This window comes from Cryptosporangium phraense, assembly GCF_006912135.1.
GTDB classification, from domain to species: Bacteria; Actinomycetota; Actinomycetes; order Mycobacteriales; family Cryptosporangiaceae; genus Cryptosporangium; species Cryptosporangium phraense.
Genome location: NZ_VIRS01000049.1, coordinates 15,785 through 41,198, shown reverse-complemented (window position 1 = coordinate 41,198; position 25,414 = coordinate 15,785). Strand labels below are relative to the sequence as shown.

Below are 25,414 nucleotides of genomic sequence, written 5' to 3'. Positions count from 1 at the left end.
GATGGACGCCATCCCGATCCTGAAGCTGGACGACGTCCTGCTGGTGTCGATCCAGGTCGACCTGTCCGACCAGACCGCCATGGCGATGCAGGACGCGCTGGCCGACCGGATCACGACGACCGGCGCCCGGGGCGTCGTCATCGACATCTCGGCGCTCGAGATCGTCGACTCGTTCATCGGGCGGATCCTGGCCACCACCGCGTCGGTGTCCCGGATGCTCGACGCGGACACGGTCGTCGTCGGAATGCGCCCGGCGGTGGCGATCACGCTGGTCGAGCTGGGTCTGTCGCTGGGCGAAGTGCGCACGGCCCTGAACCTGGAGAAGGGCCTGGCGCTCTTACGCCAGGCGAAGGCCATCGCGGCCGACGAACAGTGACTTCTCAGACCCTGCCGATCGCCTCGGACGAGGACGTCGTCCGGGTGCGGCAGCTCGTCCGATCGGTGGCGGTGGCGGCCAAGCTCTCGCTGATCGATCAGACCAAGCTCGTCACCGCGGCCAGCGAACTGGCCCGGAACACGTTTCTCTACGGCGGTGGCGGCACCGCCGAGGTCCAGATCGTGACGTCCGGTGCCAAGCGGGGCGTCCGGATCGTCTTCGCGGACGAGGGACCGGGCATCGCCGACATCGATCTCGCGATGACCGACGGGTGGACCTCGGGTGGTGGCCTCGGCCTGGGTCTCTCCGGGTCGCGCCGGCTCGTCGACGAGTTCGACCTGGACACCGAGGTCGGCCGGGGAACCCGGATCACGGTGGCGAAGTGGAGCCGCTGAGCGAGGTCCCGGCGGCCGGGGACCCGGAGACCCACTGGGTCCCGATCGACGACATCAGCGCGGCCGGCGCGGCCCGGCGCTACGCGACCGTGCTGGCCACGAAGCTCGGCTTCGACGAGGCGCGCACCGGCGAGGTGGCGATCGCGGTCACCGAGCTGGCCACGAACCTCCACCGGCACGCGCGCGACGGCGCGGTGGCCTTGCGGGTCGCCCGTCAGTACCTGGGTTCTTCGGAGGAACCGGCGATCGACGTCGTCGCGATGGATGCCGGCCCGGGCCTGGAGGACCTGGACGCGCACCTTCGCGACGGCCGGTCGTCGGCCGGCACGCTGGGCGTCGGGCTCGGCGCGGTCGTCCGCCTGGCCACCACGTTCGACGGGTACTCGGTGCCCGGCCGCGGCACGATCGTCGCGGCCCGGTTCGGGATCGAGCGGCGACGGTTCGACCGGATCGGCCGGCCCGCCCCGCCGGCCGGGCACGTCGGTGCCGGGCTCACCCGTCCGATGACCGGCGAGGTCGCCTGCGGCGACGCCTACGCGATCCGGCCGACCGCGACCGGCCTGGTGGCCCTGCTCTGCGACGGCCTCGGGCACGGCCCCCTGGCGGCCGGCGCGGCCCAGCGGGCCGTCTCGGTCTTCCTGGACGCCGGGGAGGCCGACGTCACCGCGCTGCTGACGCGGTTACATCGGGGCCTGAGCCACACCCGGGGGGCCGCGCTGGCGGTCGTCCGGATCGACGGTGCGGTCCTGTCGTATGCCGGGCTCGGCAACATCGCCGGGAAGATCACGACCCGCGGACTTCCGAGCAAGCACCTGACCTCGATGCCCGGCATCGCCGGGCACCAGGCCCGGACGATCCGCTCGTTCGAGTATCCGCTCGACCCGAACGCGGTGACCGTGCTGCACACCGACGGCGTCAGCACCCGCTGGACGTTCGACGGCCAGCTCGCGCTGCTCGGGCAGGACCCGCAGGTCGTCGCCGCGAGCGTGCTCCGGGACGGCGGCACCCGACGCGACGACGCCGGGGTCCTGGTACTGCGGAGCGCGCGATGACCGCCGACGGCACCGTGCTCCGCGTCCACCTCCGCGGCGAGGCCGATGTCTTCGCCCTGCGACACAGCGCCCGGTCCGTCGCGGCCGCCGTCGGCCTCGACGGGTCCGACCAAACCCGGGTCGCGACCGCGCTGAGCGAGGTCGGCCGGGTCCTCCTCGCGTTCCCGACCGCGGTGACCGCGGTCTTCGAGGTCACCCAGGTGCTGGAGATCCGTTTGGCCGGCCCGGGCCCGACCGACGTGCGGGACCGGCCCGGTCTGGCCGCGGCGGCCCGTCTGGTCGACGATCTCGACGTCTCCCAGCAGGGCGATCAGGTGCTGATCACGCTGCGCAAGAAGTTGCCGCCGGGCCGGGTCGTGGACGTGCCCCGGGTACGGGCCGAGCTGGCCGCGCTACGCCCCACGACGCCGGCCGACGAGCTCTGGCGGCAGAACCAGGACCTGCTCACCGCACTCGAGGAGGCGGAGCAGAGCCGGGACGCCCAGATCCGGATGAACGCCGAGCTCGAAGAGACCAACCGCGGAGTGATGGCGCTCTACGGCGAGCTCACCGAGGAGCTCGAGCACACCAACCAGGGCGTGGTCGCGCTCTACGCCGAGCTGGAGGATCGCTCGCAGCGGCTGCGCGAGGCCAACGACGCCAAGACCCGCTTCCTGCGCCACGTCAACCACGAGCTCCGCGCGCCGGTGAACTCGATCCTCGGGCTCATCCGGGTGATGACCGACCTGGCCGATCCGCCGTTCAGCGACGAGCAGCAGCACCAGATCGAGCTGATGCGCCGCTCGGCCGCCGACCTGCTGCGGATGGTCAACGACCTGCTCGACCTGGCCAAGGCCGAGGCGACCCGGATCCAGCCGAGCTGGGAGGACGTCGACCTGCGGGTGCTGCTCGGGCAACTGCGGGCCGCGCTGGCCCCGGCGCACGCCCGGGCCGACGTCGCCCTGGTGGTGGCCGACCCCGACCCGCCGCCGGCACTGGTCAGCGACGGGATGCTGCTGACCCAGGTGCTGCGCAACCTGCTGACCAACGCTCTCAAGTACACGGTGGCGGGGTCGGTGCGGCTGGACCTTTCCGTCGCCGGGGATTCGCTGACGTTCGTCGTCGCCGACACCGGGATCGGGATTCCGGCCGACCAGCAGGAGCGCGTGTTCGAGGAGTTCTACCAGGTGCCGGGGACGTTGCAGGCCCAGGTGGGCGGCACCGGGCTGGGCCTGCCGCTGGTGCGTCGTCTGGTGGCCGCGCTGGGTGGTGAGCTGGCGTTGCGCAGCGAGCCCGGTACCGGCACGACCGTGACCGTCGTCGTGCCCCGGGAACCCGCGCCGAGCGGGCCGGTGACCGCGGGCAGCGACCCGATGCGGGTCGTGCTCGTCGACGACGACCCGACGTTCCGGCGGATGCTCCGGACGGCCCTCGACTCGACGCCCGGGCCCCTCGAGGTCGCCGAGGTCGCCGACGCCCGCGAGGCCCTGCCGGTGATCCAGCGCATCCGTCCGCACCTGATCTTCCTCGACCTGCGGATGCCGGAGATGAGCGGCGAGGAGATCCTGGCCGCGCTGCGCGCGGACTCGGCGCTGGCGACGGTCCCGGTCGTCGTGGTGACGTCGGAGACGGACTGGACCGGCGGTTCCGATCCGTACGTCGCGCTGCTGCCGAAGGCCGATCTGGACGAGGCGACGGTGGCCGAGGCCATGAGATCGGCGCAGGGCAGCCCATGACGTCGACCGAACCCGGCGCCACCGTGCTGGTCGTCGACGACGCCGCGGCCAACCGGTACATCCTGAGCACCTGGCTCCGCCGCGCCGGACACCGGGTCGTCGAGGCGGCGACCGGCGGCGAGGCGCTGCAACGCGTCGCCGACAGCCCGATCGAACTCGTCTTCCTCGACGTCAACCTGCCCGACCTGGACGGCTACACGGTCTGCGACCGCATCAAGAACGACCCGGACGCGGCCGGCGTCCCGGTGGTGTTCGTATCCGCGACGTCGGTCGACGTCGCCGACCGGACCCGTGGCCTGTCCGAGGGCGCCGACGCCTACCTGGCCGAGCCGATCGACCCCGACGAACTCGTCGCGACCGCGCAGGCCATGCTGCGCTACTCCCGGGCCCGGCAGCGCGCGGAAAGGCTGGCCCGGCGCCTCGCCCTGCTGGCCGACGCGACACTGCAGATCAACGCGGCCCGGACCGTCGAAGAGGTACTGATCGCCGCCGCGGCCGGTGCCTTCGCGGTCTTCGGCCGACCCGCGCTGGCCAGCGCCGTCGACCACAGTGGCACGGGGATCACCGTCGGGTCCCGGGTGCACCGGCATGCCGTGCTGCCCGACCCGTCGCAGTTCTCGGCGCGTCCGCCGGCCGAGTGGCTGCAGGCCGCCGACTGGCTGACGCCGGACACCGCGCTGACCGTCTCCGCGGTGCCGTCCCGGCGGCGGCAACCGCCGACCGTGCTGGCCGTGCCCGTGCTGGAAATGCCCGCTTCGGACGCGTCCGCATCGGCGGAGGAGCGGGACCTGCTCAGCCAGCTGGGGCAGATCACCGCGCTCGCGGTGGATGCGGTCCGGTCGTACGCCGAGGAGCGCAGCGTCGCGCTGACCATCCAGCGCAGCCTGCTCCCGCGCGACGTCCCGGCGATCGAGGGCGTCCAGGTCGCCGGCCGGTACGTGCCGGCCAACGCGACCGCCGAGATCGGCGGCGACTTCTACGAGGTCGCCGAGCTCGACGACTGCGTGCTGGTCGCGATCGGCGACGTCGTCGGGCACTCGCTGCACGCCGCCACCGTGATGGCCGAGCTCCGGCACGCGCTGCGCGCGTACGCGGTCGACGGGCACCGCCCGTCGGAGATCATCGCCCGCCTCGATGCGATGATGCGCCGCTACCACCCCGGAACGCTGGCCACCGTGCTGCTGCTCACCGTCGACCCCCGCACCGGCGCCGCGACCGCGACGACCGGCGGCCACCTCCCGCCGCTGCTGGTGACGGCGGACGGTGCGGACTACGTCCCGGTCGGTGGCCCGCTGCTCGGCGTCGGCCCGCTCGAGCGTCGCGAGGTGACGTTCGAGATCCCGAGCGGGGGGACGATCGTGCTGGTCACGGATGGGCTCGTCGAGTCCCGCCGGGCGCCGATCGACGAGGGCATGGAGCAGTTGCGGGTCCTGTCGGCGGTGGTGGACGAGAGTTTGGAGGATTACTGCGACCGGGTGCTGGGTGAGCTGGCCGCGAGCCGGGGTGAGGACGACATCGCCCTGCTGGCCCTGAGGATCATGCCCGCGGCTGAGCGCTAGCTTCCGAGCGTTCCCAGTCCGGCCGGCGGCCAATCCGGCCGGCGGCCGAGGAAGCGCAGGAGCCGCGCCGCCGCATCGTCGCCCGGCTCCCCCTCGATCGCCGGTCCGAACGCGAACGCGCGGAGCGGCCCCGCCATCACCTCCGCGATCGGCATCAACTGCTCGGCCAGCTCCGGAGTCAGCGGCGACGGCCGCCCCAGAGCGACCGCCACGTCCCACGCGTGCACCGCCGCGTCCAGCGCGGCCGCACTCACCACCGACTCGGCCGACAGCGGCCCGATCGGCAGCGGGCTCGGCACCTCCGGGGTGCCCGGCTCGATCGTCGCGAACGCCGCCGCGGCGGCGTCGAGCGCAGCCCCCACGGACGACGGCTCGGGCCGCCCTTCGGACGGCGCGAACGGATCCTCGGTCGGCCCACCGACGCCGGTGATCGCGGCCGCGTAGCCGAGCTGATCGCCCGACGCGTGCCGCACGACCTGCGCGACGTTCCACTTCTCGCACGGCGTCCGCAGCGCCCACTGATCGTCGCCGACCTCGGCCACAACCGACCGGAGCGCGCCATGAGCCTGTGTCAATACCGACCACATACGGTCCTCCAATTTGGAACGGAACTTTTGGTTCCGTTTGAAGCCAACGTACCGGAACGAAGCATTCCGTTCAAGCGGTAAGCTCGAGGCCGTGCCCGCCCTCCCCGGCCGCAAGGCCGAAGCCGCCCGCAACGACCAGGCGATCCTCGACGCCGCCCGCGACGTCTTCCTCCGCGACCCGGCCGCCCCGATGTCCGCGGTGGCCGAGGCGGCCCATGTCGGCATCGGCGCCCTCTACCGCCGGTACGCCAGCAAGGAAGAACTGCTCCGCACCCTCTGCGGCGACGGCCTCCGCCGGTTCGTCGCGATCGCCGAACGGTCGGCGACGGTGGCCGACCCGTGGGTGGCCTTCGCCGGGTTCGTCACCGAGATCGTCGAGGCCGACGTCCACTCGCTCACCGTCCACCTGGCCGGCACGTTCACCACCACCGCCGAGCTCGGCGCCCTCGCCGGCCACGCCGCCGCGCTCGGCGACGACCTGTTCGCGCGCGCCCAGGCCGCCGGGGCCCTCCGTCCCGACCTGCGACCCACCGACGTCCCGATGCTCTTCGAGCAACTCGCGGCCATCCGCTTCGGCGACGACGAGCGCACGGCGACCCTCCGTCGCCGCTACCTGTCCCTACTTCTGGACGCCCTACGGCCGGCCGCCGCAACCGCCCCCCTGCCCGGCGTCCCGCTGAACCCCGACGACCTACGTGCCCGCTGGCGCCGAGACGAGTAGCGCAGCCGTCACCCCCGGGACGAGGCAGGATGACCTGGTGCGCGTCGTTTCGCTTCTTCCCTCGGCCACCGAAATCGTCTACGCCCTGGGTCTGGGCGACGACCTCTGCGGCGTGACGTTCGAATGCGACGAACCCCCGGCCGCCCGCCTCGAGAAGACCGTAGTAGTCGGCGGCCGCGACACCCGCGACATGAGCCCCGGCGACATCGACGCCTACGTGCGCGCCGCCGGCCCCGACATCTACACGCTGCACGCCGGCGCGCTCGCCGCGCTGGCCCCCGATCTGATCCTCACCCAGGACCTGTGCCGCGTCTGCGCCCTGCCCTCCGGCCAGGTCGAACAAGCACTCGATCACCTAGGCTGCCGCGCCGATGTGCTCTCCCTGGATCCTCACTCCTTGGACGACGTCCTGAGCACCATCATCGACGTGGGCATGAAGACCGGCGTGCCCCATCGCGCTGAAGCGCTGGTCGCCCGGCTACGCGCCCGGCTCGACGCGGTCGCGCAAGCGACCGCCGGACGGCTCCGGCCGCGGGTGCTCGTCGTCGAATGGATCGACCCGCCATTCCCGGCCGGCCACTGGATCCCCGACCTGGTAGCCGCCGCAGGCGGCAACCCGGTCGCCGCCCGCCCAGGTGCCCGCTCAACCCCCACCACCTGGACAGAACTGACGGAAGCCCGACCAGACGTCGTCATCGTCGCCCCGTGCGGAGCAAACCTCGCCAATGCCCGCACCCAGGCCGAAGCGATCACCCACCACTTCCCGGGCGTCCCGGTATGGGCCATCGACGCGGATGGCCTGATCGTCCGCCCGGGCCCACGCCTTGTCGACGGCGTCGAAGCGATAGCGACGATCCTGCACCCGGCCGCGGTCCCGGCCCGGATACCAGCCGTCGCCCGAGTGGCCTGACGTATCCACCGACCAAAGTCGCCAAGTCCCACGGCAGGCTCGCGCTCGCGCATCCCGGTCGCCCAATCCGGCGGACGAGCGTGCCGCCCTCGTCGCGTCTATCGCCGCCCGAACAGCCGCGGCTGGCGTGGCGCTCAATCCAGCCACTCCTCCGTCACATTCGGTGTGTTCATCGCCGTCAAGGCCGGGCGGCGCCCGTCCCGCGTCCAGCGGCAATGCCGGGCATTCAAGTCGGTGTGGGGGCCGCGGGCGTTGTATTGGAGATGACGCCGGCGGCGTGGATGAGTTGGTCGCGGGCGGCGTGCAGGGCGGTGGTGAATCCTGCTCGGTCGGGATCGAGGTCGGGGACGCTGTTGGTGGCGTCGGTCATTGCGGTGCGGATGGCCTGGTAGCACATCAGCAGCGCCCAGACTTCCTGTTCGACACCGGCTGGGGTGTGGGCGCGCAGCACGCGTCCGCCCAGCAGGCCCGATTTGAGCTCCAGATAGGCGGTCTCGATCTCCCATCGCTCGTGGTAGAGGCCGATGAGCTCTGCGGCGGGGTAACGGCTGGTGTCGAGCAGGGTGGTGACCATCCGGTAGGTCTGGGTCCGGGACCCGACGGTGGTCCGGACACTGACCCGGGCGTCGATGACCGGACCTGCTGAGTCAGCTCACCCAGATGACCGGCCGCGAACCGGCATTGCGTCTAGCGGGGGCCCGGGTCGGGGTCAGCGGGGCGGAGCCCCAGTACCAGGCCGACCGCGACCACCGCGATCCCCACCCACACCAGCGGCCCCGGCACCGGCTGCCCCAGCGCCACCCCGCACACCGCGGCCGCCACCGGCGCGATGCCGGTCAGCAGCCCGGCCCGGGCCGCGCCCATCCCGTCCACGCACGTGTACCAGAGCACGAACGCCAGCGCGGTCACGCACACCGCCAGGTAGCCGATCGACACCAGGTCGGCCCGGTCCAGGCGCAGCACCGCGGTCGGCCCCTCCCGCACGACGCCGATCGCGGCGAACATCAGCGTGGCGATCCAGGTCGTGTGCACGGACACGCCCCACGGTCCGTGCCGCCCGAGCACCGGCACCGCGAGCAGCGTGAACCCGGCCTCACAGGCGAACACGGTCACCGCCCAGAGCAGCCCGAGCGCATCGCTGCGCCCCAGCCCCTCGACCAGCGCCGCCCCGCCGGTCACCACGAGCGCGGCCAGCAGCGCCCGCGCGGTCGGCCGGGCACCCTGCAGCAGCGGCCCGACCGCGGCCAGCACCACCGGAACACTCGCCACCGCGACGCCGAGCACGGCCGGCTCGGCGTGCCGCGACCCGTACACGAGCGCGACGTTGAAGATCACCATCCCGGTGACCGCGATCCCGCTCAGCCAGAGCCACTCGGCCCCGCGCGGGGCGACCAGCCGTTTCCGGGCGAACAGGAACAGCAACCCGAACGCGATCCCGTACCGCAACGCCTGCACGGTGAACAGCGGCGACCCGACGAGCAGCGACGACACCGCGACGCTGCAGCCGACGAACACCATCCCGGTGGAGCCCGCCGCAACCGCGAGCCGCGTTCCGGCGCGGGGCCGGTCCAGAACCGAAGTGACCATGAGGCCATGCTCGGGCGCGCCCGTGGTCTAGTTGAAGGACCAATCGGCGTGCGAGGGAGTGGACCAATGCCCGGCGGCTCGGACTTCCTCCAACTCCGGGCGGCGTCGGCACCGGCCAAGGGCCTCACGACGTGGCTCGCCGACGCCGTCCGCGCGGCCGTGGCCGACGGACGCCTCGCCGCCGGCACCCGCCTCCCGCCGACCCGCACGCTGGCGACCGACCTGGGCATCTCCCGGGGCGTCGTCGTCGAGGCCTACCAGCGCCTGGTCGACGAGGGCCTGGCCACGGCCCGCACCGGCGTCGGCACGGTCTTGACCGCCGTCCTGGCCCCACCCGCTCGAAGCGAGCCGCCGCCGGCCACGGGAACCGCAGGCCCGCCCCGGCTGCCGTTGGCGCCCGACCCCCGCATCGAGTTCGACCTCTCGCCCGGCCTGCCCGACCTCGCCGCCTTCCCCCGCGCCGCCTGGCTGCGGGCCGAGCGGTCCGTGCTCGCGACCCTCACCAGCGCCGACCTCGGCTACGGCGACCCCCGCGGAACCCGCAGCCTCCGCTCCGAGCTCACCGCCTGGCTGGCCCGCACCCGGGGAACCCGCGCCGATCCAGCCGATGTCCTCGTCGTCGCCGGGGTCGCTCAGGCGCTCGCGCTGGTGGCCACCGTGCTCGGTCCAGGCACCGTGGTCGCGGTCGAGGACCCCGGCTCCCGCGGCGCGCGCGACCAGCTCACCGACTGGCGCCTGACCCCCCGCCCGGTCCCGGTCGACGACGACGGGCTGCGCGTCGACGCGCTCGAGGACACCGGCCTCGACACCGTGCTGCTCACGCCGGCCCATCAGTTCCCGACCGGCGTCGTGCTGGCTCCCGAGCGCCGTCGCCGGCTCGTCGCCTGGGGCGGCCTGATCCTCGAGGACGACTACGACGCCGAGCACCGCTACGACCGCGCGCCGGTGCCCGCGCTCCAGGCGTCGGCCCCGGACCGGGTCGTGTACATGGGCAGTGTCTCGAAGACGCTCGCGCCGGGTATGCGGCTGGGCTGGATGATCCCCCCGCGGCGGCTGCGCGACGACCTGGTCGCGGTCAAGCACGCCTCCGACCTCGGCAACCCGGCGCTGGCCCAGCTCGTCCTGGCCCACCTCCTGCGGACCGGCGAGTACGAGCGCCACCTCCGCCGGGTCCGGGCCCGCCAGCGCCGTCGCCGCGACGCGCTCCTGGCCGCGCTGACCGAACACCTCCCGGCCGCGCGGGTCGAGGGCATCGCGGCCGGGCTCCACCTGCTGATCACGCTCCCGACCGACGTCCCCGACCCGGTCCTGGCCGGGTACGCCGCCGAGGTCGGTGTTCGCGTGCACCCGCTCTCCTGGCACCGGATGACGCCCGGCCCGCCCGGCCTGCTCCTCGGATACGCCGCTCAACCCCCGGATCGCCTCGAGGAAGCCGCCCGCCGGCTCGGCGCACGGCTCGCGACAGTGGTGCGGACCGGCCGTCCGAGGTAGGAATTCGGCATGGCACTCGTCGCTGGCGTCGACTGTTCGACGCAATCCACCAAGGTCCTCATCTGTGACTCCGAGACCGGGGAGGTCGTCCGCCAGGGCCGGGCACCGCACCCGGACGCCACCGAGGTCGACCCGGCGATCTGGTGGTCGGCCCTGCAGGAGTCCTCCAGCGGTCTGCTCGACGGCGTCGAGGCGATGGCGGTCGGCGGTCAGCAGCACGGCATGGTGACGCTCGACGCCGACGGCCAGGTCGTCCGCCCGGCGCTGCTCTGGAACGACACCCGCTCGGCCGACGCGGCGACCGAGCTGCTCGACGAGCTCGGCGGCCCCCAGGCCTGGGTCGACGCGGTCGGCCTGGTGCCGGTGGCCAGCTTCACGATCACCAAGCTGCGCTGGCTGGCCGAGCACGAGCCCGACGAAGCCAAGCGGGTGGAGCAGGTGCTGCTTCCGCACGACTGGCTCACCTGGAAGCTCTCCGGCCAGAGCATCAGCCCGACCACCGACCGCGGCGACGCGTCCGGCACCGGGTACTGGTCGGCCGCGACCGGCGAGTACCGGATGGACTTCCTCCGGCACGCGTTCGGCCGTGACCTGGGCGTTCCCGCGATCGCGGCGCCGAAGGCCATCGTCGGCCACACCCCCGACGGCATCGCGCTGGCCGCCGGCACCGGCGACAACATGGCCGCCGCGCTGGGCCTCGGGCTCGGCCCCGGTGACGTCGTCGTCTCGCTCGGCACCAGCGGCACGGTCTTCGCGGTGGCCGAGGGGCCGACCGCCGACCCCAGCGGCTACGTCGCCGGCTTCGCCGACGCCACCGGCCGGTTCCTCCCGCTGGTCTGCACGCTCAACGCGGCCCGCGTGCTGACCGCCGCCGCCGACCTGCTCGGCGTCGACCTCGACCGTCTCTCCGAGCTCGCGCTCGCCTCGACCGCGGGCGCGGGCGGTCTCACCCTCCTTCCTTATCTGGACGGAGAGCGCACTCCCGACCTTCCCGACGAGACCGGGCGGATCACCGGTCTGACCAGGGCCAACGCGCGCCCGCAGAACCTCGCCCGGGCCGCCGTCGAGGGCATGCTGCTCGGCCTGGCCGACGGCCTGGACGCTGTCCGTCAGCACGGCGTTCCGGTTCGCCGGGCGCTGCTGATCGGCGGGGCCGCGATGTCACCGGCGGTGCGGGCGGTGGCGTCGGGAATCCTCGGCGTGCCGGTCGAGGTGCCGGCGCCGGGCGAGTACGTGGCGCTGGGGGCCGCGCGTCAGGCCGCGTGGGCGTTGTCGGGCTCGGACGAGGCGCCGCAGTGGTCGGTCGCCGCCGAGAAGGCCCCCGATGCGGCTGACGACTACGCGCCGGTCCGTGCCCGCTACGCCCAGTTTCGTACGGGAGTGCAGGAACTTTCGGCGCGCCAGAACAAAAGTTAGGCGTCCGTAATTCAAAAGAGTCTGGACAGCCTTCCCGAACAGGCCCTACGGTCGTCGCACACCTAGTGACGCCTGCCACTCGGGAAGGCTGTGCAATGACGCCTCGGCCACGACCGGACAACACCGCTCAATCCTCGATCCTGCTCACCCTGCGCGACGACGGCCCGACCTCCCGGGCCGAGCTCGGCGACCGCCTGCAGCTGACCCGGGCCCGGCTGGCCGCCGAGCTCGAACGGCTCGCGGAGCTCGGCCTGGTGCGCGACGGCGGTCCGGCCGCGTCCCGCGGGGGACGCCGGTCCACGATGGTCGAACTCGATCCCGAACTCCGGTTCGCCGGCATCGACATCGGGGCGACGTCGGTCACGGTCGAGGTCACCGACGCGTCGCTCGAGCCGGTCGCGGTCGTCGAGGAGGCGATCGACATCCGTCGCGGCCCCGAAGCCGTGCTCGACCGGGTCGAGGACCTGCTGGCCAAGATGCGTGTCGACGGGCACCACAACCGGCTGGCCGGCATCGGACTCGGCGTGCCCGGCCCGGTGAGCTTCCGCGACGGCACCCCGGTGTCGCCGCCGATCATGCCGGGCTGGGACCGCTACCCGCTGCGCGAAGAGCTCGGCGGACGGCACGGCTGCCCGGTCGTCGTCGACAACGACGTCAACATCATGGTCGTCGGCGAACGGCGGGGTGGGGTCGCACGGTCGGTCGACGACCTGCTGTTCGTGAAGGTCGGCACCGGGATCGGCTGCGGGATCGTCGTGGGCGGGCAGGTCTACCGCGGGGTCGACGGGTGTGCCGGGGACATCGGGCACATCCAGGTGGACCCGCACGGACCGGTCTGCGCCTGCGGCAACACCGGCTGCCTGGAGGCGATGTTCGGCGGCGCGGCCCTGGCCCGGGACGCGCTGGCCGCCGCTCGCAACGACACCTCGCCCGCGCTGGCCGAGCGTCTGCGCACACACGGGACCGTGACCGCGGCCGACGTCGGCGACGGGGCCATCGAGGGCGACCCGGTGTGCATCGGGCTGATCCGCGACGGCGGGCGCCGGCTCGGTGGAGTGCTGGCCAGCCTGGTGAGCTTCTTCAACCCGTCGATGATCGTGATCGGCGGCGGCCTGGCCGGGCTCGGGCACTTACTGCTGGCCGAGGTCCGGTCCGTGATCTACCGCCGGTCGCTGCCGCTGGCGACGCGGAACCTGCCGGTCGTGCTCTCCGAACTCGGGCCGCGCGCCGGGGTGGCCGGCGCGACCGCCCTGGCCAGCGAACTCGCCTTCGGACCGGTGACGAGATGACCCTCTTGAAACTGACCGGCATCGTGAAGACGTTCCCGGGCGTCCGGGCCCTGGACGGCGTCGACCTCGAGGTGGAGCCGGGTGAGGTCCACTGTCTCCTCGGGCAGAACGGGGCCGGGAAGTCCACGCTGATCAAGGTCCTGTCGGGCGCGCACCAGCCCGACGAGGGCACGATCGAGTGGGCCGGCTCGACCGTCCAGTTCTCCAAGCCGACGTCGGCGTTACGCGCCGGCCTGGCCACGATCTACCAGGAGCTCGACCTGGTCGACGACCTCACGGTCGCCGAGAACGTCTTCCTCGGGCACGAGCCGCGCCAGTTCGGGTTCAGCTCCCGGGGCATCACCCGGCGGCGGACGCGGGAGCTGCTGGCCCGGCTCGGACACGCCGAGATCCCGGCCGGGCGCGAGGTCGGGCGGCTGCCCGCGGCCGGTAAGCAGATCGTCAGCATGGCTCGGGCGCTCTCGCACGACGCCCGGCTGATCATCATGGACGAGCCGTCCGCGGTGCTGGCGCACGACGAGGTCGAGAACCTGTTCCGGGTGATCCGGGACCTGACCGCGGCCGGGGTCGCGGTCATCTACATCTCGCACCGGCTGGCCGAGATCCGCGAGATCGGCGACCGGGTGACGATCCTCAAGGACGGCCGCACGGTCGCGGTGAACCTCCCGGCCCGGACGACGCCGACCGACGAGGTCGTGCGCCTGATGACCGGCCGCTCGGTCGAGTACGTCTTCCCGCCCCGGTCGGCCGCCGCGCCGGAGGGGACGCCGCTGCTGCGGGTGTCGGGGCTCGCCCGCGCGCACGAGTTCAGCGACGTGTCGTTCGACGTGCGGGCCGGCGAGATCGTCGGGCTGGCCGGGCTCGTCGGAGCCGGGCGGTCGGAGATCCTCGAGACCGTCTACGGAGCGCGGAAGGCCGCGGCCGGGACGATCGAGGTCGACGGGAAGCCGTTGCGCCGGGGCAGCGTGAAGGCCGCGGTCGCCGCCGGGATGGGGCTCGCCCCCGAGGAGCGCAAGTCGCAGGCGTTGCTGCTCGGCGAGCCCGTCTACCGCAACGTCTCGCTGGCGTCGCTGCATCGCTTCGCCCGCCTGGGATTCGTCCAGCGCGGGCGGGAGCGCGACGCGGTCGGGGCGGTCACCCGCTCCCTCGACCTGCGGCCCGCCGACCCCCGCCGCACGATGCGCACGCTCTCCGGCGGCAACCAGCAGAAAGCCGTCGTCGCCCGGTGGTTGGTCGGCGGCTCGTCCGAGGGCGGGTCGCTGCGGCTCCTGCTGCTCGACGAACCGACCCGGGGGGTGGACATCGGCGCCCGGGCCGAGCTGTACGCGCTGATCCGATCGCTGGCCGACCAGGGGGTCGGCGTCCTGCTGGTCTCCAGCGAAGTGCCCGAGGTCCTCGGGCTCGCCGACCGCGTGCTGGTCGTCCGCGAGGGCCGCATCGTCCGCGAGGCCCCGGCCTCCGATCTCACCGAAGCCCAAGTTCTCGACCTGGTGATGGCGGGCGAACGCGCCGCCACCGCCCGCTGACCGCGCACCCCGCCCGCCACCGCATCGAAGCGAGGCGCTCATGACCGATCCCACCACCAGACCCTCGACCGACCCCGACCCGACGGCCGCCCGGTCCGGCGCCCCCGTGCCGAGGGATTCGGAACCCGGTGACCCGGCCGCCTCCGGCGCCGCCGCTCCGGCCGCACCCGGCACGGCGGCTCCGGCCGCCTCCGGCGGCGTGCCGGGGCCGGTGTCGGAGGCGACCGCGCCTCGCGGCGCGTCGGTATCGGCGCCCGCTCCGGTGAGCGCGCCCGCTCCGGTCGGCGCCTCGGCGCCGGGCGCCGCCGGCGCGATTCCGGGCGCGGTCGCCACCGCCGAGGTTCCGCCGGCCGACGAGCAGGCGCGTGTCGAGGCCGCGGCCGCCGAGCCGGCCGCCGAGGTCTCCCCGCTGCGCGCCTGGCTGAGCTCGCTGTCCGAGGGCGGCGCGACCCGCAGCATCGGGCTGGTCGTCGCGCTGGTGATCCTCTGCATCGTCGGCCTGGTCACCGCGGACACGTTCGCGACGACCGGCAACATCCGGACGATCCTCACCAACGCGTCGGTGATCGGCGTGGTCACGGTCGGCATGACGTTCGTGATCATCGGCGGCGGCATCGACCTCTCGGTCGGTTCGCTCGTCGGGCTCGCGTCGGTCTGGTGCACCACGGTCGCGACCCAGTCGTACGGCCCGTTCGTGATGGTGCTCTGTGCGCTGCTCGTCGGGCTGATCGTCGGCCTGATCAACGGCGCGCTGATCGCCTACGGGCGGCTGGTGCCGTTCATCGTCACGCTCGGCATGCTGATCGGCGCCCGCGGGCTCGCCCAGCAGATCGCGAACCTGCAGACCCAGGTCGTCACCCAGCAGGACTTCAATGCGATCGCCGACGGCTCGTTCCTGGGGATCCCATACCTGGTCTGGATGCTGCTCGGCACGTTCGCGATCGGCTGGGTCGTGCTGAACCTCACCACGTTCGGCCGCCGGACGGTCGCGGTCGGCGGCAACCCCGAGGCGGCCCGCCTCGCCGGCATCGACATCCGTCTGCACACCGCGTTGCTCTACGGGGTGTCCGGCCTCTGCGCCGGGCTCGCCGCGGTGATGCTCACCGCGCAGACGGCCTCCGGCTCGTCCACCAACGGCCAGAACTACGAGTTGGACGCGATTGCCGCGGTGATCATCGGCGGAACGCTGCTCACCGGTGGGCGGGGGACGCTGGTCGGGACGTTCCTGGGCGTGCTGGTGTTCACGCTGATCACGAACCTGTTCATCCTGAACAACCTGTCGACGCCGGTACAGAACCTGGCCAAGGGCCTGATCATCCTGGGCGCGGTGCTGCTGCAGAGGAGGCGCTCGGAGAGCGCGACCTAGCGGTTGGCCCCGCTTCTTGGTGGCCCCCGCTCGGGCTGGTCACTCCACGCACCCTGATCGGCCGGGCGTAGTGGCTCGGCTGGTGGGTTCACCCATCCCGGAAACCGGCTCGGCCGGCCCCGCTGGGGGTCGGCTCGACCCCGAATCCCGTGGACCCGACGCAGTTCAGCACTCCCATCGGCGGTTCGCCGGCACGCGTAGAAATCTCAAAGGAGAGAACCATGTCTGACGTGATCAGCGGCCCGCGACGCGGGCTCGGACGGCGCGGATTCCTGCTCGGCGGAGCGGCCGTCGGCGCGACGGTGCTAGCCGCAGGCTGCACCTCGAACGACTCCGGGGACAGCAAGGACGAGACGAACACCAAGGCCGTCGGCGGCGACAATGCCGCCAAGGGGACGCAGGTGACGATCGGGTTCTCGGCGCCGCAGGCGGACCACGGCTGGATCGGCGCGATCGCGAAGAACGCGGAGGCGCAGGCGAAGTCCTTCGAGGACGTCACGTTCGAGCCGGTCGAGCCCACCAACGACGTGGCCGCGCAGATCGCCGCGATCGAGACGCTGATCACCAAGAAGGTCAGCGTGCTCGTCGTGCTGCCGAACGATGGCAAACAGCTCACCGCGACGGCGCGGAAGGCGATGCTGGCGGGGATTCCGGTCGTCAACGTCGACCGGATCTTCGACACTCCGCTGGCCTACCGCACGTGGATCGGCGGGGACAATTACGGCATGGGTGTCTCTGCTGGCAACTACATCGCAGATCGGCTGAAGGGGAAGTCGAACCCCGTCATCGCCGAAATCGCCGGGATCGACTCGCTGCCGCTGACCCAGGAGCGGTCGCAGGGCTTCAAGGACGCGCTGGCCGCCGCCGGTTTCAAGGTCTCGAACCGGGTTGCGGCGGAGTTCACCGTGGCCTCGGGGCAGCAGGTGACGTCGAACCTGCTCCAGGCGGCGCCGAAGATCGACGCGATCTGGAACCACGACGACGACCAGGGAATCGGCGTTCTCGCGGCGATCCGGCAGGCCTCGCGATCGGAATTCTTCATGGTCGGCGGCGCGGGATCGCTGGACGCGATGGAACTGATCAAGGCCGATAATTCGGTACTGAAGGCGACCGTGACGTATTCGCCGAGCATGGCCTCGTCGGCAATTTCGATCGCCCGGCTGATCGGGCAGAAGAAGGGCTTCTCCGACCTGGTGGAGAACGAGGTGCCGGCGAAGATCACGCTGGCGTCGGCCACCGTCACCAAGGAGAACGTCGACCAGTACACGTCCACCGGATTCCGCTCGTGAAGCCTTCTCTCGGCGTAGGAATGATCGGGTACGCCTTCATGGGGGCGGTCCATTCCCAGGCCTGGCGGACCGTCGGGCACGCGTTCGACCTACCGGTCGACGTGCGCCTGGCGGCCATCGGCGGACGCGATTCGGTGGCCGTCAAAGCGGCGGCGGATCGGCACGGCTGGGCCGCGTTCGAAACGGATTGGCGGACGCTGATCGCCCGCGATGATGTTGCGGTGGTCGACATCTGCACGCCGGGCGACACGCACGCGTCGATCGCCATTGAAGCGCTGGCCGCGGGTAAGCACGTGATCTGCGAGAAGCCGCTGGCGAATTCGGTCGCGGAAGCTTCCATGATGGCGGATGCGGCGGCCTCCGCGGCGGCCCGCGGCGTGCGGTCGATGGTGGCGTTCAACTACCGGCGGGTGCCGGCGCTGGCGTACGCGCGGTCGCTGGTGGCGTCGGGTCGGCTGGGGACGCTGCACCATGTCCGGGCCGCGTACCAGCAGGACTGGCTGGTGGATCCGGCGGCGCCGCTGACCTGGCGGATGCAGAAGGAGCGGGCCGGGTCCGGGGCGCTGGGAGACATCGCCGCGCACATCGTGGACGCGGCGCAGTTCGTGGTCGGCGATCTGCTCTCCGGGGTGTCGGGAATGCTGGAGACGTTCGTCCATTCGCGGCCCTTGTCCGGCGGGTCCGGACTATCGGCGGCGTCGGGCGGATCGGGAGTCGGAGACGTGACCGTCGACGACGCCGCCGTGTTCTTCGGACGCTTCGCCGGCGGCGGGATCGCCACGTTCGAAGCGACGCGATTCGCGACCGGCCGGAAGAATGCCATGCAGCTGGAGATCTATGGGTCGGGCGGTGGCATTCGTTTCGACTTCGAGCGGATGAACGAGCTGCAGTTCTTCGACGGTTCGCTGCCCGATTCGGAGAACGGATTCCGGCGGGTGCTGGTGACCGAGGGGGATCACCCGTACCTGGAGGCGTGGTGGCCGCCCGGGCATCCGCTCGGATATGAGCACACGTTCACGCACGAGTTCCGCGATTTCCTGCTGGATGTTTCTTCCGGCCAGGACCCGTCGCCGTCGTTCGCGGACGGTCTGCAGGTACAGAAGGTGCTCGCCGCGGTTTCCCAGAGTGCCGAATCCGGATCCGGATGGGTGGAGGTCTGATCATGCCGAGGCCAGTGACGCTGTTTACCGGGCAGTGGGCGGATCTGCCGTTCGAGGAGGTGTGCCGGCTCGCGTCGGGATGGGGGTACGACGGGCTGGAGATCGCGTGCTGGGGCGATCATTTCGACGTCTCGCTGGCGGTGTCTGATCCGTCGTACGTCGCCGGGCGCCGGGAGATCCTGGAGAAGCACGGGCTGCAGGTGTTCGCGATCTCGAATCACCTGACCGGGCAGGCGGTGTGCGATCACCCGATCGATGAGCGGCACCAGGGGATCTTGTCCCCGTCGATCTGGGGAGACGGGGATCCTTCGGGCGTGCGATCGCGGGCGGCCGAGGCGATGAAGGACACTGCGCGGGCCGCGCGGGCGCTCGGGGTGGACACCGTCATCGGGTTCACCGGGTCGTCGATCTGGCACACGGTGGCGATGTTCCCGCCCGTTCCGTCGTCGATGATCGACCGGGGCTACGAGGATTTCGCTTCGCGCTGGAACCCGATTCTGGACGTGTTCGACGACTGCGGGGTGCGCTTCGCGCATGAAGTGCACCCGTCGGAGATCGCGTACGACTACTGGTCGACGGTTCGAACTCTGGAGGCGATCGGGCATCGGCCGGCGTTCGGGCTGAACTTCGACCCGTCGCACTTCGTGTGGCAGGACCTGGACCCGGTCGGTTTCCTGTGGGACTTCAAGGACCGGATCTACCACGTGGACTGCAAGGAGTCGGTCAAGCAGTTCAACGGCCGGAACGGTCGGCTGGGGTCGCACCTGCCGTGGGGCGACCCGAGGCGGGGCTGGGACTTCGTGTCGACCGGGCACGGAGACGTGCCGTGGGAGCCGGTGTTCCGGATGCTGAACTCGATCGGCTACACGGGGCCGATCTCGATCGAGTGGGAGGACGCCGGGATGGATCGGCTGGTCGGGGCGCCGGACGCGCTGGCGTTCGTCCGGAAGCTGACCGCGATCGAGCCGCCGGAGGCGTCGTTCGACGCGGCGTTCTCGTCCGGGTCGTGAGTTTCTTCTCGTGAGATACGACTGAGGGCCCCGCGGGTTTTCCGCGGGGCCCTCGGTCGTCGGTGTGGCTTTCGGCGTCGGGTCAGCCGAGGGAGCCGTTGGAGCCCGCGGGCCGGGGGGTGGTCGCGGACGGGGTGCCGGTGGCCGGGCCGGCCGTCACGGTCGGTGCCGGGCTGGACGACGACGACCCGAGCAGGCTGTTCACCTTGGCCCCGATCGCGGTGTTGCCGAGCTTGTCGTTCGCGATGTCCTTGGCGCTGCTGACGAGGCTGCCGGCCTGAGCCTGCAGCGAGCCGGTAGCTTCCTGGACGGTCGGGTTCTCGCGGACCTTCTGCGCGGTGCGACGGATCTGCTCGTACCGCTCGCGGCCGGCCTTCGTGCCCAGCACGTAACCGACGCCGATGCCGGTGAGGAAGAGCAGCTTGTTGCGCATGTCGACTCCTGAGGTCGGCTTCCGGGTGTGCCTGTAGTACCAGTTGATGCCCGACGAGTGGGGGTCCCACACCTGGTTGTCAGGGCTAGTCGCGGAGGGGGTGGGGGACCGCTGTGGGCGGGTGCTGACCGGGATGTTGTAGAGTTGCCCAGGCACGCCGCCAAGGGGCGGTGAGGCCGCGGTATTCCCCCGTAGCTCAATTGGCAGAGCATTCGACTGTTAATCGAAGGGTTACTGGTTCGAGTCCAGTCGGGGGAGCATTTCACCAGGTGAGAGCGGCTACAGGCCGCTCTTTTTGCGTCCCGCCATGGTTAACCCATGGCTTTGCTGCTCAGTGCTCCTCCGAGTGCGCGAGCTGCGCGCGGAGTCACTGCGGTGCAAACCATGTAGACGTCTTGCGTCATCGAGGGCCGGGCGTGGCCGAGCTGGTCGGCGACCTCTCGGGCGGAGAGCCCCGCTTCGTCGAGGATCGTTGCGGCTGTCTTGCGGAGAACGTGCGAAGTGACCCAGGCAAAGCCGTCGCTGCCGCGAGCCTCGCGGAGCGCACGTTGCGTGTTGCTCGGATCACGGAAGCCATCGAGGGAGTCGGGGAACACGGGCCGGTCCATCCGGACGTAACCGCCGGAGCTCCGTTCGAGCATCGCGACGGCCCAGCTCGGTAGACGCAAGGTGCGCTGTCCAGCGCTGGACTTGGTGTCCTTGCGGAGCAGCCCGACTTCTTTGACTCGGATAATCATGGACGTGATTTCGACGGTACCCGCGTTGAGGTCGACCTCTGACCACAACACAGCGAGTGCTTCGCCGATTCGTACGCCTATGGCGAGCATGAATCGGCAGAGATCCGGGATATCGGCATCGACCGCTTTCGGATCGTTCTGCAACTTGTTAACTGCACTGACGTCATTGGCTTCGCGTGCCACAGTGAATTCACCCGAACCGGAGGTTCATCGGAATGGCTGGAAAGACCAAGCTCCGGCTTGCTCGCGAAGCCGAAGGTTGGACTCAAGAACGCCTAATTCGCGAGATGCGTTGGGAAGCGACCCGACTGGGTACGCCGCTGCCCGAAGATGCCTCTTTGAAGGTCTATGTCTCGCGGTGGGAATCGGGGCACACCCGCGTCACCAAGCCCGAGTACCGGGAGCTCTTCAGGACCGTCTACACAGCGACCGACGCGGAGTTGGGTTTCGACCTCGGGACGAGCCCTAGCGAGGAACAGGCACCAGCTACCCCGGTTCGACCTGTGGTCATCGACGGCCAGGTCTTGGACTACTACTCCGGTGTGCTCCGTCAGCATGTCCACGGTGACAACTTGCTCGGGGCCGCGAGCGTGCTCCGAGCAGCCGAGCAACAGGCGGCTGTGCTTACGGACGTACTAGCCACGCTGCCCCGAGGTCGACGGAATGAGCTGGCGCAGCTGGTGTGCCGCTACGACGAGTTCCTCGGGTGGTTGCACCAGGACACGGGTGACACTACGAAAGCCATGCAGCTGACCGACCGCGCTTCCGGCTACGGACTAGAGATCGACGATCCAGCTCTGTCCGCGTACCTGCTCATGCGCAAGAGCAACATTGCGTCTGACGCCGGAGAACACGACCTCGCTGTCGTGCTGGCCGAGGCATCGCAGCGCTTGGCCCGCACCTATCCGCGCCTCCACGCGGTCACCCTCCGGCAGAAGGCCAACGCGTGCGCCGCCGTAGGCGACGAGGCAGGGTGCTCGGCCGCGCTCGACCTTGGTTTTGAGGTAGTCGAAGCAGACGATCCGGTCGGACTGGAACTCGCGCCGTACTGCACGCCTGAGTATTTCGCGATGGAGGCCGCAGCCTGCCTGACCGAGCTTCAGAGGCCGGACCAAGCCGTCTACACGCTGCAACGCGGCATGTCCTCATGAACGGAGCCCTTCCGCCGGGACAAGGGCATTTCGCTTGCGCGCCTGGCGTCAGCGCAGGCCCAGGTCGGCGACGTGACGCAGCTTGCGAAACAGCCGGCTACGCGGTTCACCTCGTGTCGACGACCGGAAGCGCCCGTGGCACGCGCGAGCTTCAGCACGCCCGTTCAGCGCTTACACCGTGGCGACGACGAGAGGATGTTCGGTCCGTTGCCCGAGCGATTGCCGAACTCATCGGTCGCGCCAGCTGAGATACTCGCTGGCGTGAAGCTACCGATGACGACGGCTACATCAACGGAGGAAACCGAGCGAGACGCGCGTGTGGCTGTGCTGCCGGTGGGCAGCTTCGAGCAGCACGGGGACTATCTGCCGCTGATTACGGACACCCTGGTGGCCTCGGTAATCGCAACTGCAATCGCAGACCGGTACAACCTGTTCTTGCTCCCGCCAGTGACGATCTCGTGCTCGCACGAACACGCTGGATGGAAAGGCTCGGTCAGCATCAGCTCTCGGACGTTGGCCGCGATCGTGACCGACGTAGTGGACTCGCTAGCCCATTCGGGCGTCCACAAGCTCCTGGTGGTCAACGGGCACGGCGGAAATTACGTCCTGTCGAACGTTGTGCAGGAGGCGTCCGTTGGCGGTCCCAAGCTGAGCCTGTTTCCTTCCAGTGAGGATTGGACACGGGGGCGCGAGGACGCAGAGATGGTCACCTCGTCGCACGCGGATATGCACGCCGGCGAGCTGGAGACGTCGCTCCTGCTGCATGCGATGCCCGAGGTTGTACGGCCTGGCTATGCCAGTGCCAACCATGAGGCAGAAAGCCGACCGCATCTGCTCAGCCTGGGGATGGGTGGCTACACCAAGTCGGGCGTGATCGGATACCCCTCGCTCGGTACCGCCGAGAAGGGCGCCGCGCTACTGGAGAGCCTCGTACGTTCTGCTGCCGCTCACCTCGAGGTATTGGGCGAGTCGCCGGTTGGCCGGTGAGGCAGACGGTTCGTAGGTCAACGGTTGTGCAAAGTTTCTATACGACTTCAAGGGCGGCCCTCAGCGGGCCGCCGCACCCGCCGCCGGAGGAAGCCGACCAAGTCGGGCCAGCTAAAGCGCCCGACTTGGTCGGCCGGCTGGGTGCGAACAGGCGAGGGCCGCGAAGACAAAAGAGCAAAAGCATGCCTCCGGCGGGGATCTCCGGCAGGGGGGATCCCGCCTACCGACGACCCGGGCAAAGCCGAGCAGCCCGCAACCCGGGGCGCCAGCCTCCGGCGGGTGTGTCAAGCGTGCGTTGACGGGTGGCACCCCGGGCCGTCGGCCCGCTCCCCTGCGGGCGGGTCGACGGCAGACGGGCTGTAACGCGCTACCCTTCCGGCTTATGGTTCTTCGCCGCGAGCCTCCACCTCGGCTTCTAACAGACGAGTACCGACAAGTCATAGGGCGCATCCGACTGGACTTAACAGACCTGCGTGACGTATTAGCGCTCCTACGTAGCCGTTGCTCAAGAGTCCAGCTCAGAGCTGGACGCGCTATCGCTGAGGATGCAACGGACTTGCGAGATGCTACTGCTGATGAACTTCGCGATGTTAGCTTCAATACTAACGAGCCAGCTCTGATCATTAGGCTGTCGCCGTTTTCGGCGACAGTGATCACTCTAGAGACGACAGATTCGGCGAAAGCGCTCGCAGATGACTGCGCGGCTCTACTTCGCGAACGACGATCATTCTGGACGGGAATTCTCGGCTATCGGAGTCTCTTCTATGGAGCTGTAATGGTAGCCGCGAGCATTGCTAGTCTGATTCTCGGATATTTTGACCCTGATGCAAAGGGCTTTCAAACAAGCGACTTCTTGTTGAGTGGATTTCTAGCGGCGATGGCAATCGCGGTACTTACAATCCTTAATTTTAATCGAGATGGATCGGCGACTGTAATCCCAAGCGACCCCCGCGAACGAAGTTTAATCCGGCAGAATCTGACTGTAGCTGTCGTATCGGGTCTGGTTGCCGCCATCGTGACTTTCATAGCCACTTATTGGCAAGTCTCGGCCTCAAAGTAGATGATTCAGCCGCAAGAACCCCCCTGTGCCAGATGCATGTTAGATAGACGTGCCACCAGCGGTCACCACGGTCACAAAGGGTCGCCCGCGACGACCTAATGCCTGCTCACGTCGTCGCAGCTCAGAGCTACTATGCTGAGACAGACCTGGCAGTGTGGGAGTCGACCCTCTGGGCAACAGCGCCATGGACAACCCCACGGGATTGACTAAAAGACATCTCTGATCATTGGCAGACGCCGAGAAACGCCAACCCGCCGCAGCGCAGGTCAGCGAGCATTCTCCGCAAGCTGTGAGCGGTGTTCATACGCCTCGTGCCGGAATCGAAGGGTTACTGGTTCGAGTCCAGTCGGGGGAGCATTTACCAGCCAAAACGCAGTCAGACCCACCTCATGCAGGTGGGTTTTTGACATTTTACTGACAGTTTCCCCGGACGCGCTCAGGTGCGATTCAACCGTCTGGTGAGGCCGGCGATCACCGTCGTGGCGAGCAGCCAGCCGGCCAGGACGGCGGCCCAGGCCACCCAGCGGATTGGCCCGACGGGTGTGAAGGCCCGCTCCTGCCCGAGGTCGAGGATCGGCAGGAGGAGGTCGAGCGCGTAGGCGACGGGCTGGAAATCAGGGCCGTCGCTTCGAAGCGCTCGAGGCGGCTCGGCGTTGAAGGCGAGCGCGACGAGCCCGGGTACTTCGTCGGTGTCGGTGTCGAGCCAGCAGCACGGTTCGGGTGTCGTCATCGTGGCCGATGCGCCGGAGTAGGCGGCGAGTTGATGCGGCCACCTCTCCCCGCTGTCGCGGAACTCGGCAATCGTCGCTGCCCGTAAGTTCAGGCGCGCGGGTTGATCGCCGAGCTGAGAGAGGTCGAGCGCGCCGATCGTCGTTCCTTGCAGATCGAGTGCCAATCCGGTCGCCCGTGGCGCATGTCCGTTGGCTGAGGTCAGACGGCTGCCGTGCAGTTCCACCGACTCGCCGATGGTCGATGCGAAGTGACCGAGGCCGCCGTCGGCGACGAGCTCTCGGGCGTAGAGACCGCCGTCGACTTTCATGAGGGGGGCGTTGACGGCCTCGTGGTGGCTGTCGCCGCCGCGAACGGTGGTTCCGCCGAGCCACAGCTGCCCGCCGATGCGCGCACCGAAGAGGCTGACGTCGCCACCGATCGAGGAGTTCCTAGCCCGAGCCACACGTTGCCTCCAACGACCGCGCCGAACAGCGAGAGCTCTCCGGACGCCACTTCGGCGAGCGAAAGATCGCCGACAACGCGGCAGGTGGCGGACGGACTCGGCTTCTGTCGGAGGTGGATCGAGCAGCAGCGTCGCGAGCACGCTCGCCCGGATCGTTCCTTCGGCGGCAGCCCGATGACGATCGCCAGCGAAGGTCACCTGACGACCTTCACCCATTGCCGCCCAGACAACTTGTTCGTCCTGCGACCAGGTGGACGGAGACGCCATACCGTAAAGATCGCGGTTGGGTGACTGCGTGAGCCTGCACAGCGACGTGCCTAAGGAGCCTGCGGACGCGTCGATCCGCCGAATCGAAGCGGGCTCCAGCCAACCTTCGTCGAGCAGCACCGGTCGGATCTGGCCACCACGGTCCCCGATCAGGCC

The 25,414-nt window shown here is 70.2% G+C and carries 22 protein-coding genes, 1 tRNA gene and 1 pseudogene; 18 read left to right on the top strand and 6 right to left on the bottom strand.

From position 1 onward, the window contains the following. Position 1: 1 nt before the first annotated feature. The 5 genes from FL583_RS37030 to FL583_RS37010 are packed head-to-tail and all read left to right on the top strand — an operon-like array spanning position 2 to position 5,097. The gene (locus tag FL583_RS37030) at positions 2–376 is read left to right on the top strand and encodes an STAS domain-containing protein (protein WP_142709580.1); all 375 of its coding nucleotides are present in this window, start codon (positions 2–4) and stop codon (positions 374–376) included. Next, on the top strand, positions 373–771 hold the full coding sequence (locus tag FL583_RS37025; protein ID WP_142709579.1) for an anti-sigma regulatory factor: 399 nt from the start codon (positions 373–375) through the stop codon (positions 769–771). The genes FL583_RS37030 and FL583_RS37025 overlap by 4 nt, the downstream gene beginning before the upstream one ends. Next, positions 759–1,823: an ATP-binding protein gene (locus FL583_RS37020; RefSeq protein ID WP_205752789.1), complete on the top strand. Its 1,065-nt coding sequence runs from the start codon at positions 759–761 to the stop codon at positions 1,821–1,823. Before FL583_RS37025 ends, FL583_RS37020 begins: the two co-directional genes overlap by 13 nt. Continuing rightward, on the top strand, positions 1,820–3,538 hold the full coding sequence (locus FL583_RS37015; RefSeq protein ID WP_142709578.1) for an ATP-binding protein: 1,719 nt from the start codon (positions 1,820–1,822) through the stop codon (positions 3,536–3,538). Before FL583_RS37020 ends, FL583_RS37015 begins: the two co-directional genes overlap by 4 nt. Beyond that, positions 3,535–5,097 carry a fused response regulator/phosphatase gene (locus FL583_RS37010; RefSeq protein WP_142709577.1) on the top strand — a complete coding sequence of 521 codons (1,563 nt, stop codon included), beginning with the start codon at positions 3,535–3,537 and terminating at the stop codon, positions 5,095–5,097. Before FL583_RS37015 ends, FL583_RS37010 begins: the two co-directional genes overlap by 4 nt. Here FL583_RS37010 and FL583_RS37005 read toward each other — a convergent pair. After that, entirely contained in the window at positions 5,094–5,672 is a 579-nt protein-coding gene (locus FL583_RS37005; RefSeq protein WP_205752788.1) for a TIGR03086 family metal-binding protein, read from the bottom strand. The two genes, FL583_RS37010 and FL583_RS37005, sit on opposite strands and share 4 nt — an antisense overlap. 103 nt (positions 5,673–5,775) lie before the next feature. On the opposite strand from FL583_RS37005, the gene FL583_RS37000 reads away from it, so the two are divergent. Continuing rightward, positions 5,776–6,405 (top strand): TetR/AcrR family transcriptional regulator, encoded by a 630-nt coding sequence (locus FL583_RS37000; protein WP_142709575.1) that lies wholly within the window; start codon positions 5,776–5,778, stop codon positions 6,403–6,405. 37 nt (positions 6,406–6,442) lie between these two features. Continuing rightward, complete coding sequence (locus tag FL583_RS36995) at positions 6,443–7,315, top strand: ABC transporter substrate-binding protein (protein WP_142709574.1); 873 nt, start codon at positions 6,443–6,445, stop codon at positions 7,313–7,315. 253 nt (positions 7,316–7,568) lie between these two features. On the opposite strand, the pseudogene FL583_RS36990 reads toward FL583_RS36995, so the two are convergent. Both FL583_RS36990 and FL583_RS36985 read right to left on the bottom strand, forming a co-directional pair. Beyond that, a pseudogene (locus FL583_RS36990) lies at positions 7,569–7,949 on the bottom strand (transposase); the annotation flags it as partial. Positions 7,950–8,002: 53 nt separating this feature from the next. Next, on the bottom strand, positions 8,003–8,902 hold the full coding sequence (locus FL583_RS36985) for a DMT family transporter (protein WP_142709573.1): 900 nt from the start codon (positions 8,900–8,902) through the stop codon (positions 8,003–8,005). Between the two features lie 66 nt (positions 8,903–8,968). Here FL583_RS36985 and pdxR point away from each other — a divergent pair, with 66 nt between their 5' ends. The 8 genes from pdxR (at position 8,969) to FL583_RS36945 (ending at position 19,449) form a co-directional block, all read left to right on the top strand. Next, on the top strand, positions 8,969–10,393 hold the full coding sequence (gene pdxR, locus FL583_RS36980) for a MocR-like pyridoxine biosynthesis transcription factor PdxR (protein ID WP_142709572.1): 1,425 nt from the start codon (positions 8,969–8,971) through the stop codon (positions 10,391–10,393). Between the two features lie 9 nt (positions 10,394–10,402). Next, positions 10,403–11,809 carry a xylulokinase gene (xylB, locus tag FL583_RS36975; protein ID WP_142709571.1) on the top strand — a complete coding sequence of 469 codons (1,407 nt, stop codon included), beginning with the start codon at positions 10,403–10,405 and terminating at the stop codon, positions 11,807–11,809. 95 nt (positions 11,810–11,904) lie between these two features. Beyond that, a complete protein-coding gene (locus FL583_RS36970; RefSeq protein WP_142709570.1) occupies positions 11,905–13,098 on the top strand; it encodes an ROK family transcriptional regulator in 1,194 nt (397 codons plus the stop codon). Continuing rightward, complete coding sequence (locus FL583_RS36965) at positions 13,095–14,624, top strand: sugar ABC transporter ATP-binding protein (protein WP_142709569.1); 1,530 nt, start codon at positions 13,095–13,097, stop codon at positions 14,622–14,624. Before FL583_RS36970 ends, FL583_RS36965 begins: the two co-directional genes overlap by 4 nt. 409 nt (positions 14,625–15,033) lie before the next feature. Next, positions 15,034–15,990 carry an ABC transporter permease gene (locus tag FL583_RS36960; protein ID WP_420843233.1) on the top strand — a complete coding sequence of 319 codons (957 nt, stop codon included), beginning with the start codon at positions 15,034–15,036 and terminating at the stop codon, positions 15,988–15,990. A gap of 221 nt (positions 15,991–16,211) precedes the next feature. Further along, complete coding sequence (locus FL583_RS36955; RefSeq protein WP_142709567.1) at positions 16,212–17,279, top strand: substrate-binding domain-containing protein; 1,068 nt, start codon at positions 16,212–16,214, stop codon at positions 17,277–17,279. 20 nt (positions 17,280–17,299) lie between these two features. Next, positions 17,300–18,439, top strand: coding sequence for a Gfo/Idh/MocA family protein (locus tag FL583_RS36950; RefSeq protein WP_142709588.1), 1,140 nt, complete (start codon positions 17,300–17,302; stop codon positions 18,437–18,439). 2 nt (positions 18,440–18,441) lie between these two features. Further along, complete coding sequence (locus FL583_RS36945) at positions 18,442–19,449, top strand: sugar phosphate isomerase/epimerase family protein (RefSeq protein ID WP_142709566.1); 1,008 nt, start codon at positions 18,442–18,444, stop codon at positions 19,447–19,449. 82 nt (positions 19,450–19,531) lie between these two features. Here FL583_RS36945 and FL583_RS36940 read toward each other — a convergent pair whose 3' ends face one another. After that, positions 19,532–19,882: a YtxH domain-containing protein gene (locus FL583_RS36940; RefSeq protein WP_142709565.1), complete on the bottom strand. Its 351-nt coding sequence runs from the start codon at positions 19,880–19,882 to the stop codon at positions 19,532–19,534. Positions 19,883–20,067: 185 nt separating this feature from the next. Between FL583_RS36940 and FL583_RS36935 the strand changes: the two genes are divergently transcribed. Further along, positions 20,068–20,140 (top strand) — tRNA-Asn (locus FL583_RS36935). 53 nt (positions 20,141–20,193) lie between these two features. Here the strand turns inward: FL583_RS36935 and FL583_RS36930 are convergent. Then, positions 20,194–20,802, bottom strand: a complete 609-nt coding sequence (locus tag FL583_RS36930) for a site-specific integrase (RefSeq protein ID WP_205752786.1) — start codon at positions 20,800–20,802, stop codon at positions 20,194–20,196. A 32-nt stretch (positions 20,803–20,834) separates the two neighbouring features. Between FL583_RS36930 and FL583_RS36925 the strand changes: the two genes are divergently transcribed. Continuing rightward, on the top strand, positions 20,835–21,770 hold the full coding sequence (locus FL583_RS36925) for a helix-turn-helix domain-containing protein (protein WP_142709564.1): 936 nt from the start codon (positions 20,835–20,837) through the stop codon (positions 21,768–21,770). 273 nt (positions 21,771–22,043) lie between these two features. Beyond that, entirely contained in the window at positions 22,044–22,757 is a 714-nt protein-coding gene (locus tag FL583_RS36920; RefSeq protein ID WP_420843232.1) for a creatininase family protein, read from the top strand. A gap of 1,496 nt (positions 22,758–24,253) precedes the next feature. Here FL583_RS36920 and FL583_RS36915 read toward each other — a convergent pair. Further along, on the bottom strand, positions 24,254–25,378 hold the full coding sequence (locus FL583_RS36915) for a hypothetical protein (protein WP_142709562.1): 1,125 nt from the start codon (positions 25,376–25,378) through the stop codon (positions 24,254–24,256). Positions 25,379–25,414: the final 36 nt, after the last annotated feature.